The organism is uncultured Lamprocystis sp., assembly GCF_903933125.1.
Classification (GTDB): domain Bacteria; phylum Pseudomonadota; class Gammaproteobacteria; order Chromatiales; family Chromatiaceae; genus Thiodictyon.
This window is the reverse complement of sequence record NZ_CAIZIZ010000411.1, coordinates 1-11,094: the sequence shown is the minus strand read 5'-3', so window position 1 is coordinate 11,094 and position 11,094 is coordinate 1. Positions and strand designations below refer to the sequence as shown.

The following is an 11,094-nucleotide window of genomic DNA, read 5'->3' as shown; positions in this document are numbered from 1 at the left end:
ACCTTGGAGACGTCACAAGCCTTTGTGGAAACGCAATCTAGAATGTCTCTTTTTTAATATCTTAAACCGGCCTTGATCGTAATCCCGGCCAGCGGCGTGCGTCGTCAGGGCTTCCAGCCCTGACGGTGTCAGGCCAGGATGGCCTGACTACGCACCGGGCGAGCCCAAGTGGCCGGAATCTTGATCGAGGTACTTAAACCGCGCCAGCGCCGACGATCGCCGATTCTACCGAGGCTAACCCAATCCAAAAACATCGCATATCGCGCCGGGCGCGGTTTAACTACGGTGAGCGTTTTCCAGCCAGGCGCGGGGGATGCGACCGTAATCCGTGGTGTTGATGGTGACCGGAACGGCTTCGCCATCCAGCACCGGGCGGTTGTCAGGCGTCAGCGGGCTGGCAATCAGGGCAATCAGTGGTGGCCGCCGGCCAAACATGCAGGCCTCGGCCAGCTTGGCGAACAGCGGCATGCGCTGCCAGCGCGCGGCCAGACCGAGATTCACCAGCACACCCGGCTGATCGTCGCGCAGCAGTTGCGCTTCGACCTTGGGCCAGACTTCACCGAGCACGGTCGCGAAGTTCTGCGCATCCACCGAACCCACGGGCGCGGCATCGGCGGCCAGCAGGATGTTCCAGTCCACGTCCCATTCCTTGGCCTGCGCCTCGAGCAGGGTGAGCACGACCGCATCGAAGTCGATGACCTTCAGGCCAAAGCGCTCGGCGAGTTCGCACTGTGCGAGCGCAAGCCCCTTCGGGTCGACGGACAAGGTGAGCAATTTGCCGCTGCGCAAGGTGTGCTTGATGCGTTCGTCGATCTGCAGGGCGGCCTGTACATCCTGCGCCGTGGACGAGCGCGGCCGGCTGTGAGTGCTGAAGCGGGTGATCTGTGTGGTGCCTGAAATAATGCCCGCCGAGTAGAGCGTGACGAAGGCGCGCTTGGCGCCGTCCCAACTCACCTCCAGGCCGGCGTCCTTGAGCAATTGTTCCAGCTCCGTGGGCCCAGGCAAGGGCGCTGCCTCGGGGTAGCGGGCGAATATCCTGCGCCGGATGGTCTCCAGGTCGAACTGACGCAAACCGAGCAACGAGTTGGTCGCCAGCTTGACGGCGCGGGCGGCAGACAACTGGGTTGGATAGAACTCAAGGCGCGAGGACAAAGCGGCTTGCCGGGCACACGCGGCCGCCAGACGGATCAGCCGATCGGAGCTCAAGCCGGCATCTCCCGCGGGCGCCGGCACCTGCGCCAAGGTGTCGGCCACCTGTTGCGACGACGGCAGTGGGTCTTGTTGCGCCAGGCGATCGGCGGCCTCGCCCAATAGCACCGCGTAACTGGCGCGCACCTCGGGTGCGGATGGAAACAGCCCTGCCGCACCGCTGCCGGCGAGGGTGGCAACGACCAGATCGTCGATATGCGCCGCCTCGGTCAGCGGCCGAACGATGGCGTCGCGCGTCACCAATTGCCAGCGGGCGGCTTGTTTGGTGCGTTCGACGGTGATGACGGCGCGGGTCAGTGCTTCAGCCTCGCCGCGCCGGGCGGCGCCGGTTTGCACGCTGCCGCGCCGGGCCAGGAGTGCGGTGGCGATCTCGCCAACCGTCGCGATGCCGCCCAGCCCCGTCAACACAAGGGCCACGTCGTCTCGCAGGTGGGTGACTTCCGGCTGACGCGACATCCGCTCCGCCATCGACTGCAACAGATGCTCCGGCAGTGGTGAGGCGTCGGCCGGTGCGCTCAAGCCGAGCCACCCCTCCAGCACCTGGCGTTGTGCATCGTCACCCTTCTTGGGCACGAGCAAGGCGGCTGCCGCATCCACCGACAGTTTGGCGACGGTGGTGTCCGCGGGCTGTTCGTCCCTGGCCGCGCCTCCGCTGAACTGTTGCCGCAGCCGGTCGGCAATTTGGTGCAATTCGCGCGCGACCGCCAGCGCAATGCCGCGGTGCCGGTAGAGGCGATTGCGCGGCAAGTCGGCCAGATCGCCCGCGGTCGCCAGTGCATCGTGGCCAATCCGATCAATCAGTTCGAGTTGTCGTGAATCCAGTTCGAGCGATCCGATCGGTGTGCTCGGGGAGATGCCGCCGTCGCTGGCCGTCGGCTCATCACCGAGCGGCAATTCGATTTGTCGCGGTTGCGTGGCGTGGGTCGTGACGGGCCGCGAGACGTTCTCGAACACTTTGCGCCAATGACGCAGCATCTGCTCAGCGTTGTCAAAGCGTTTGCGGTGGTTGCGGGCCAGCGCCCGGCCAAAGAAGTCGCGGGCCTGCTTGCGAATCGACGCATCAAAGCGTTCTGAATCAAGAACGATCTCTGATTTCAGCGTCGCCGGATCGGCACTGCCATCACCCCATTCAGGAAGGGTCCCCGTGGCCATTTCGTGCAGGGTCAGTGCACACGAGTAGCGCTCGGCATACCCGTCCCACAGGCCGCGTTTGCGCAAGAACGGGTCCATATAGAGCCGGGTCCCCGCGTTCAGGTCGGTGGCCGGGACTCCCGCCAGCGAGAAGTCAAACAACGTCAGGGTGAGTCGTTTGCCGGTGCCTGGGCGGATGCCGATGTTGTCCGGCTTGATGTCGCGGTGGGGCACGCCCTCGCGCTCCAGGTACTCCACAACCGCAATCAGCTCCTCGCCGAACCGCTGCAGCAGGTCCAAACCCAGGCGCCCCTCTTGGCGCAGGCGCTCACCAAGGGTTTCCTCGCCCGCCGAGGACAGGAACAGGGTCGCCAGCCCCGCGACTTCGAAGCGCTCAAAGCACTGGACGATGTTCTGGTGGGGCTGCAGCCGGACCAGCGTCTCAGCTTCGCGCTTGAGTCGCTCGTTGAACTCCGGCTCCAACGCGATCTTGAAAACGCCCTGGCGCGGTTGCCCGGCGCCCTTGCGGCGGACCTCCAGTGCCAGACTGGTGCCACCCTTGCCGAGTCGCCGAATGACTTCAAAGCCGTTGAGCTCATTTCCGGTATTGGCTTCCAGCGGCGAAACCAGCGGTGATGCGGGTGCGGTCAGCGCGTCTTCGAGGGCTTCTTCGGCCTTGTCGAGGGCGGCCAAGAACTCGTTGGTTGTGCTGAAGCGATCTTCGGGCGTGGGCCAGGTGGCGAACTGGATGAGTTCCTCGATCTCGGCCAGACACCCGTTGACCAGGGCCGACAACGTCAGTCCAGGCCCTTGTTCGCACTTCGTGACCAGTTCGTCGCCGCTGATGGCAGGAGGCTCGCCCGCGAGCACGAAATAGGCGATGGCGCCGAGCGCGAAGAGGTCGAGCTTGATGGCGTCCGGCCGGGGCGCGGTGCGGGCTTCAGGCGCGAGGTAGATCGCTTGAGCGACCGGATCGGAGAGCATTTCGACAGGCAGCGCTCCCGTCGTCTCGCCCTCGGCTTCCTGCAACTGCCGCGTGGCGATTTGCCAGTCGAAGAGGGTGACATCGAACGCATGGGCGCCGACTGTCCTGACCATGATGGTCTGCGGCGACAGGCCCCGATGGTACAGACGATAGCGATGAGCCGCATCCAGTGCTTCGGCAATTGCGCGGACCAGCTTCAATCGCTGCCAAAGATCGAGGCACTCCCCTTGCGCCCGAATGAAATGGTCGAGTCGCTGAAGCCCTTCGTCATACTCAAAGATCAGGGCCGGCCCATGCTCGCTGTCAATGAAGTCCGAGGCGCGCAGGATGCCCGGATGGCGGATACCTTCAAGCAACTGAAACTCGCGTCGCGCGGCGTCGGCGAGCATGGAGCGCTGGGCGGCAGTGAGCGTGCGCTTGGCGGTGTAGAGCCGAACACGTCGGCGCACGTTGGTCAGCGATACATGTTTTGCCAACCAGTCCTGGTGAAAATCGGTCTCGGCAAGGACTTGTTCGAGTTGGTAATCCCCGACGCGCCGGCTCTGCTGCGGCGGACGGATGCCAATGGCTTCCAGAGCCCGATGGATCGACGTTGCCAGATCGCGGTCGATTGGCTGCGCACTGGCGACCGGAGCCGTCTCATCGAACAGTTTGTTGGCGATGTCGGCCCGCAAATGAACATTTTCGCGAGCCGGACCGGTGAGCTTGCACCGTTGCGCGGGGTCGGACAGAAAGACCAGGGACTGGATGTAGGGTGTGCGGCGTTTTTGAACGGTCAGTTGCTTTCGCAGCAGCGATGCGAGCTTCTTGGCCTTGCGGTTCGTCAGCAGCAGGGGGTTGTCGTCAAAGTACTCCCGACCGCCATCTCGCCAGATCCAGGTATGCGAATCGCCACCGATCTCCCCAGGCCGGCTCTTGATCTCAACGAGGAAGATGCTGTAGCGCGAAATGATCAGCAAGTCGCCTTCGTTGATGCTTCCGTCGTCGGCGACAAACTCGAAGTTGCTGTAGGCCCGGAACGGTTCGCGGTTTGGCAGCGCGCGCTGAATATAGTCGAGCGCGTCCTGCTCCCACGGAAACTGGGACGGCGAAATGGTCTTCCAGCGTCCACTCATCGGCAGCCTCCGATCCTGGTGAGGCAGCGCGTACGTCGGCGATCGGTCGCACCCAGCCTTCCTCTGTTGTTTGGTGGAGAATTCATATCAGTCGCAATCTTGTTCCGGCTCAAAGGGCTCCGGGCTTTCGTAGCCGGGAGCCCGCACGGCGCTTCGGACCCCGTACAACGCCAGGTGATTTCTGAGCCGGAGCCTGTACTTGAGTGAGGTCGGCAAGTTGGTCGGTAGGCATCTTGACGGGCTCGGCCCAGGCAGAAACTGCTTGGTCCGCTCGTTGCGGAGAGTATATGGAGCGCCTTAGAATCCGTCTATCGTCGCTCGATGTTTTTATGTCTATCGCATTTTTATGAGTACCGACTCAACTTGAGGTGAATCAGCATGAATAACCGTCTTCCCCTGGGTCTCATCGCCGGCGCCGTCCTGACCTGCTCCGCGCTTGGCGCGCACGCGGCCAACCCCTTCGACGAGACGCTGAACCTGCTCGGCATCTCCTTTCAGGTCACCAGCGCCAATTCCGCGCAGGGCAATTCGGTTGAAGTCCAACCGGCGGGCCTTGAGATCGACAACGCGAAGCTCGTCTGGCCGGTGACCGGGGCTGTCATGCGCGCCGAGGTCGCCGATCTCAATGTCGACGGTTCGCCGGAAGTTTATGTCTATGTCCGGGAGCCGGGGGCGGATGAGCGCATGTCGCTGGTCGCGTACAGCGCGAATAATAAGAAGTCGATGAGCATGATTTTTCTGCCGCCGCTCGGCGAGGTTCCAAACGCCGATCAGGGCTATTGCGGTCATGATGACATGGCCATCGTCGAAAGCGTCTTTGCTTACCGGTTTCCACTCTGCGGCAAGGACGGCGAGCGGACCGGCAAGATGCGCCAGCTTCAGTACAAGCTCACGCCCGGCGAGGCCGGCTGGAGTCTCAAGCTCGACCAGATGGTTGAGTATTGATCGTCACAACGCGCCGCGCCCGGCGCTCAACCACAACCAGAAAACCGGAGGTCGAGGCTTACCGTGAAAGTGCGTAGTCAGGCCATCCTGGCCTGACGGCATGGGGACTGGAGCAGTCAGGGCTGGAAGCCCTGACAACGCAGCCTCGCACGCTGGCAGTTGCGACAGTGGTCGAAAGGACTTTCATGTTCCGGGGTGGCGCGGGCGCCATGGCCGTTAGCCGGTCGACATCCCGTCTGCGCGGCCCTGGTCCGGCTAAAGCCTCGACCGCCAGTGCGCTAGGCGCGGGTTCTGGCCGGAACGATAATCAAGGCCCGCACCGCAGGCGAGGAAGCGCGCTCATGCGGCCTGGGACGCGCGATTGGTGCTCCCAACCTCAGCCGACCTGCATCCACACTAAACCCCTAGGATATTTCGACCCGTCCTCGATTTCGGTTACAATAAAGTCCTTAGATGCTGCTTCACGCCTCCAAGATACGCTGCTGAAATAAAGACTGCCCAGACCCGCGAGCGGCCGCGGGCGGTCAGCGCGGTTGGATGCCGGTCGCCATCCCGCCACAAAATCAACGGGCCTTGGAGTCACCCCCGAGGCCCGTTTCCTTTTCTCCGCCAACAGACCCGGTTTCCTATGCCCCAGAATCTGTCGATTGCCGAGCAGGCACTGCGCGATGCCGCGCTTGATTACCATCGCTGCCCGAGCCGGGGCAAGATCTCAGTCACGCCCACCAAGCCGCTGTCGAACCAGCGCGACCTGTCGCTCGCCTACTCTCCCGGCGTCGCCTACCCTTGCCTGGATATCCAGGCCAACCCGGCACTCGCGGCGGAATACACCTCACGCGGGAATCTGGTCGGCGTGGTGACCAACGGCACCGCGGTACTGGGCCTGGGCGACATCGGGCCGCTGGCCGGCAAACCCGTGATGGAAGGCAAGGGCTGCCTGTTCAAGAAGTTCGCGGGCATCGATGTTTTCGATATCGAACTGGCCGAGCGCGATCCGGACAAGCTGGTGGACATCATTGCCGCGCTGGAGCCGACCCTGGGCGGCATCAACCTCGAGGACATCAAGGCGCCGGAGTGTTTTTACATCGAGCGCGAACTCAGCAAGCGCGTGAACATCCCGGTGTTCCATGACGATCAGCACGGCACGGCCATTATCTCCAGCGCCGCCTTGCTCAATGGCCTGGAACTGGTGGGCAAGGACATCGGCACCGTGAAACTGGCGGTGTCCGGGGCCGGCGCGGCGGCCATCGCCTGTGTGGACGTGATGGTGGGTCTGGGCGTGAAGCGCGAACACGTCTTCATGGCCGATTCCAAGGGTGTGATCTATGAAGGACGTCCGGGCGGATTCGATGAGTCCAAGGCCCGCTATGCGCAACCAACCGAGGCGCGCACCCTGGCCGATGTCGTCAAGGACGCCGACGTGTTTCTGGGTTGCTCCGCCCCCGGTGTGCTGACCGTGGACATGGTGAAAACCATGGCCGCGCACCCGATCATCCTGGCCCTGGCCAACCCCGAGCCCGAAATCCGCCCTGAACTGGCCAAGGCCGCCCGCCCCGATTGCATCATCGCGACCGGCCGCTCGGATTATCCGAACCAGGTCAACAACGTCCTGTGCTTCCCCTATATCTTTCGCGGTGCGCTCGACTGCGGCGCCACCCGGATCACGCCGGAGATGAAACTCGCCTGCGTGCGCCAGATTGCCGATCTGGCCAAGAGCGAGACCAGCGATGAGGTGGCCGCCGCCTACGCCGGGCAGGACTTGACCTTCGGACCCGAGTACCTGATCCCCAAGCCGTTCGACTCGCGCCTGATCCTGCGGATCGCACCCGCCGTGGCCCAGGCCGCCGCCGACTCGGGTGTCGCCACCCGCCCGATTGCCGACATGGATGCCTACAAGGAGAACCTGTCGCGTTTCATTCACCAGACCGGGATGCTTATGCGCCCGGTGTTCAACGCCGCCAAGGCCCTGCCTGACGACTGCAAGCGCGTCGCCTATTCCGACGGTGAGGACGAACGGGCCCTGCGTGCCGCCCAGATGACGATCGACGAACATGTCGCCCGGCCCATCCTGATCGGACGTCCGGCGGTGATCAACGCCCGGATCGAAAAGGCCGGCCTGCGCATGCGTCTCGGGGTCGACGTGGAGAACATCAATCCCGAGGATGACCCGCGCTTCCGTCAATACTGGGAGCATTACCACCAGCGCATGTGCCGCAATGGCGCCACGCCGGCCGAGGCCAAGGCGGCGGTACGCCGTTCCAATACCCGCATCGGCGCGCTCATGGTCGCCCTGGGCGACGCCGACGCCATGCTCTGCGGCCTGGTGGGCGCCTACGAGGCGCACCTCGAATGCATCCAGAGCATCCTTGGTCTGCGGGCCGGCGTCAGCAATTACGCCGCGCTCAATGCCCTGATGACGGATCGCGGGCCGCTGTTCATTACCGACACCTATGTCAACGAGGATCCCACCGCGCACCAGTTGGCCGAAATCGCCTGGATGGCCGTGCAAGAGGTGCGACGCTTCGGCCTGCCGCCCAAGGTCGCCTTCCTGTCACACTCCAGTTTTGGCTCGTCCAAGCGCGCGTCGGCCCAGAAGATGCGTCTGGCGCGCGATCTGTTCGCCGCCGGCCATCCCGACATCAACTGCGACGGCGAACTGCACGGCGACGCCGCGCTGGATGAGGACATCCGCGGCCGTTACCTGGCCGACTCCACCCTCAAGGGCTCGGCGAACCTGCTGATCTGCCCCAATCTGGATTCGGCCAACATCCTCTATAACGTGCTCAAGACCACCACCGGCCACGGGGTGACGGTTGGTCCGGTGTTGATGGGGGCGGCGGCGACGGCCTATATTCTCACCCCCGCGACCACGGTGCGCCGGATGTTGAATATGACGGCCCTGGCCGTGGCGAGCGCGGCGGCCGCGCGTCAGGACGTCATCTAATATCAAATGATCTGGACACTGCAAATCAAGCTCCTGGCAGGACGCTGGGCGAGCAATGACTGGGCGGCAACCATCGCCCTTAATGCATCATCGACGCTGGAGGATCTGCACCACATCATCCAGCAGGCCGTCGATTTCGACGACGACCACCTGTATGGCTTCTTCGTTGCCCGGACACCGCATAGCCGGGACCGCGTTCGCTACGACGACGACGAGGACGAGGGACCGCTTTCAACGACGCTTGAACAACTGTTCCCGCTGCCTAAGGATCGAAAGCTGTTCTACCGGTTCGATTATGGGGACGATTGGATTTTCCAGATCAGCCGAACCAGGAGCAAACCATTCGCGGCTGAACCCGGTATTCATTACCCCCGCCTGATCGGTCAGAGCGGCGAGAAGCCATCGCAGTATCCGCGCGGGTAGCGAACGGCTGAGCTTTGGCTCATGGGGCCAACTGGGTGGTTGGCCTACGGTGCGGCCAGCACAGGTGACTGATTCCGCCTGTGAGGACTTTCCTGGCATATGAGGGTGCCGCACAATTCGCCCCATGAGCCGACATACTTAATCCGTCTATCCGGGGCTGGGTGGCCTTGAACTGCCATTTCGCGCCTACCAACCGTACCCGTTATCCTGGTACTGGTTGTTCCGGTTCCAGGAGTTTTGATACTGGTTATTCCGGGTGTCTTGATACCGGTAGTTCTCATTGTTCTGCTGACTTCTCTGGTTTTGATCGTAGATCAGGCCGCCGATGACACCGGCACCGGCGCCGATCAGGGCGCCTTTACCCGCGTCGCCGCTCAGCGAGCCGATCGCGGCCCCAGTGGCCGCGCCGAGGGCGGCCGAGCTGCCGGTCCGCGAGGCGGTCGTCGTGCCGCAGCCGGACAGAATGGACAGGGTGGTCACGAGTACAGAGGCAGTGGTGAGTTTCATCGAGTGTTCTCCAGGGTTGACGATACCAACGGCCCCGCGTCGCGGTGGCTTAGAAGCGGTCCATCAATTGTTTCCCACTTTGAGCGCCAACGTTAACCAACAATCGGGAGGCTTTGGACTCCAAATGCGCATTGCCAGCCGGAACGATGATCAAGGCCGATGCGCGCTAACGCTACGCCAAGTGAAGTGAGGCGGCTTCTTCGTAACGGCTCTTGACTTGTTCTTTGTTCATGACGGTATCCTGATATGGCATTGCGCTATGACCAGGGTGATCATAGTCCGAGCGAGGAACGAGGCTTCCCCTCTCTATGGGCCAGACTAGCCGTTTCATCACGGCCGTTCGGTGCACCAACGCACAAAGCACAAGAAAAGCGGGACCGCGTCGGCCGCTCCGGGGCGTCATCCACTGTGCGATACCGTACCGACGGCGGTGGATGTCGCCAAGGAGGCAGCCGATATGATCCTGCTGGATCAAGACCTGCACGTCCTCTATGACGGCGTCCTGGAAGGCCGCCGTACCTTCGGCAATGTCATGAAATACATCATGATGCTGAACTGGAGTTTCCGGCTTCTCCTGATCTACCTGGCATCCTTGAGGCTGCCGCTGCTTCTGATGACCAGCAGCCGGCCACCTGATCGCACGCGATCTACGCGACAGCGGTCGCACCAACGAGCGACAGCAAGAATCGGGCTAGGTGTGATGCCGCACAGACCGCGGCAGTGCTCGTCGCTAGTCTTTACACCGAGCCGCACCCCAGTACCGGAGCTTTTCACGAATCAACACCGAACCAGGGCGTCTCGCTAGGATAAGTCCCAAGCTATCGAGACATGAGGACAACCGCTATGCGCTCTGATACACGTCACATACCCGTCATCCGGGGACATTTGCTACCGCGGAGTCCGATTGCCGCGGCGGTGGCGAATCGCGCCGCGCAGGTCAGTGAACTGTTGGTCAAACGCAGGCCTTGATCATCGTTCCGGCCAAAACCTGAAAAAAGTCCTCATGCTCCAGAGGTAACATGCTGTTCCTAAAGTGCCGCAGCGCCGGACTTAGGTCTCGGTGGCCGGAACCATGATCAAGGCCCAAACGCAGGAGAACTGCCTTGGCATACCGACGCACCAGAAACGAAGCTCAGCGGATTGAGTTGGAGCAACTCGATCACGCCCTGGCTCGGCACAATATCGATATTCCGGCAATCCAGAGACTGACCAGGAGACATTAGCAAGCAATGAACACGAAACTGACATTGAAATCGTGGATGGCAGCTTTCGCCGCGTCGATCGGTTTGGGTGGCTATGCCGGGATGTCGCAACAGGACCGAAACCGCTCGGCAGGTGCGGGCATCGGCGGCATTGCGGGCGCCCTGCTCACGGATGGGAGCGCTTCTGGAGCACTCGGGGGCGCCGCCGCTGGCGGTATCATTGGTCACTTGATGACTCCCAATAAGAACGTACGCGGGAATGACCAGTATCCCGGCAACGGCCATAACAAAGGACGATCCTATGGCTATAACAGCCGCTGTCGCCAGGGCAATGGCTTCGGTTACAGCAATGGCAGCGGCTACACCGGCGGTGACCGCTATGACTGCACCAGTAACGAATGGCTAGGAAGCTAGCCGGCGTCCGGGCACCAGCTGGGGATGGAATCAAGCAGGACGAGGCCGGACACCTGGTCATCAATGGTGATCTGAACCAATTGGGTCGTTTTTGTTTTCGGAGTAAGAAATGTTATCGAGACTTTATTAATTATGCGGACAAACTGCTGGAATAAATTGTATGCGGCAAAAGAAAGCACGACTGGATTCGCTTGATGTCGCTTTTTAGCGATTTCAAGG

The 11,094-nt window shown here is 62.2% G+C and carries 7 protein-coding genes; 4 read left to right on the top strand and 3 right to left on the bottom strand.

Translation table 11 applies throughout. From position 1 onward, the window contains the following. Positions 1-276: 276 nt before the first annotated feature. Entirely contained in the window at positions 277-4,440 is a 4,164-nt protein-coding gene (pglW, locus tag QZY03_RS21830; protein WP_295584571.1) for a BREX system serine/threonine kinase PglW, read from the bottom strand. Between the two features lie 378 nt (positions 4,441-4,818). Here pglW and QZY03_RS21825 point away from each other — a divergent pair, with 378 nt between their 5' ends. The 3 genes from QZY03_RS21825 to QZY03_RS21815 all read left to right on the top strand — a co-directional run bounded on the left by QZY03_RS21825 (position 4,819) and on the right by QZY03_RS21815 (position 8,752). Then, positions 4,819-5,385, top strand: a complete 567-nt coding sequence (locus QZY03_RS21825; RefSeq protein ID WP_295584568.1) for a hypothetical protein — start codon at positions 4,819-4,821, stop codon at positions 5,383-5,385. A 628-nt stretch (positions 5,386-6,013) separates the two neighbouring features. Next, the gene (locus tag QZY03_RS21820) at positions 6,014-8,329 is read left to right on the top strand and encodes an NADP-dependent malic enzyme (RefSeq protein WP_295584565.1); all 2,316 of its coding nucleotides are present in this window, start codon (positions 6,014-6,016) and stop codon (positions 8,327-8,329) included. Between the two features lie 6 nt (positions 8,330-8,335). Beyond that, positions 8,336-8,752, top strand: a complete 417-nt coding sequence (locus QZY03_RS21815; RefSeq protein WP_295584563.1) for a hypothetical protein — start codon at positions 8,336-8,338, stop codon at positions 8,750-8,752. Between the two features lie 186 nt (positions 8,753-8,938). Here the strand turns inward: QZY03_RS21815 and QZY03_RS21810 are convergent, their stop codons facing one another. After that, positions 8,939-9,259, bottom strand: coding sequence for a YMGG-like glycine zipper-containing protein (locus tag QZY03_RS21810; RefSeq protein WP_295584561.1), 321 nt, complete (start codon positions 9,257-9,259; stop codon positions 8,939-8,941). 1,229 nt (positions 9,260-10,488) lie between these two features. Here QZY03_RS21810 and QZY03_RS32230 point away from each other — a divergent pair. Next, complete coding sequence (locus QZY03_RS32230) at positions 10,489-10,875, top strand: hypothetical protein (RefSeq protein WP_363169471.1); 387 nt, start codon at positions 10,489-10,491, stop codon at positions 10,873-10,875. On the opposite strand, the gene QZY03_RS21800 is transcribed toward QZY03_RS32230, so the two are convergent. Then, on the bottom strand, positions 10,872-11,094 hold a 223-nt coding region (locus QZY03_RS21800), incomplete at its 5' end, for a hypothetical protein (RefSeq protein ID WP_295584559.1). The two genes, QZY03_RS32230 and QZY03_RS21800, sit on opposite strands and share 4 nt — an antisense overlap.

What these genes read in the sequence shown, in the direction of transcription:
- pglW (WP_295584571.1), bottom strand. Translation starts at nt 4,440, where the DNA reads ATGAGTGGACGCTGGAAGACCATTTCGCCGTCCCAGTTTCCGTGGGAG.
- QZY03_RS21825 (WP_295584568.1), top strand. Translation starts at nt 4,819, where the DNA reads ATGAATAACCGTCTTCCCCTGGGTCTCATCGCCGGCGCCGTCCTGACC.
- QZY03_RS21820 (WP_295584565.1), top strand. Translation starts at nt 6,014, where the DNA reads ATGCCCCAGAATCTGTCGATTGCCGAGCAGGCACTGCGCGATGCCGCG.
- QZY03_RS21815 (WP_295584563.1), top strand. Translation starts at nt 8,336, where the DNA reads ATGATCTGGACACTGCAAATCAAGCTCCTGGCAGGACGCTGGGCGAGC.
- QZY03_RS21810 (WP_295584561.1), bottom strand. Translation starts at nt 9,259, where the DNA reads ATGAAACTCACCACTGCCTCTGTACTCGTGACCACCCTGTCCATTCTG.
- QZY03_RS32230 (WP_363169471.1), top strand. Translation starts at nt 10,489, where the DNA reads ATGAACACGAAACTGACATTGAAATCGTGGATGGCAGCTTTCGCCGCG.